Source organism: Alkalicoccobacillus porphyridii (genome assembly GCF_007293315.1).
In the GTDB taxonomy this organism is placed as follows: domain Bacteria; phylum Bacillota; class Bacilli; order Bacillales; family Bacillaceae_D; genus Alkalicoccobacillus; species Alkalicoccobacillus porphyridii.
Genome location: NZ_VLXZ01000157.1, coordinates 1 through 285, shown reverse-complemented (window position 1 = coordinate 285; position 285 = coordinate 1). Strand labels below are relative to the sequence as shown.

Sequence of the window (285 nt, the reverse complement as noted above, 5' to 3'; positions counted from 1 at the left end):
GAGATTCGCGGCGCGGGTGAACTGCTTGGCGAAGAACAAAGCGGCTCAATGGAAACCATCGGTTTCTCGCTGTATATGGAGTTGCTGGAAAACGCCGTCGATGCACTGAAAGCCGGACGCGAGCCGTCGCTGGAAGATCTCACCAGCCATCAAACAGAAGTCGAGCTGCGGATGCCGTCGCTATTGCCAGATGATTTCATCCCTGACGTGAACACGCGTCTGTCGTTCTACAAACGTATTGCCAGCGCCAAAACGGAAAACGAACTGGAAGAGATCAAAGTCGAG

The 285-nt window shown here is 53.7% G+C and carries 1 protein-coding gene; it reads left to right on the top strand.

All coding sequences use genetic code 11. From position 1 onward, the window contains the following. Window positions 1-285 (top strand): TRCF domain-containing protein (locus FN960_RS23880; RefSeq protein WP_143850798.1); only part of this gene is annotated, 285 nt, incomplete at both ends.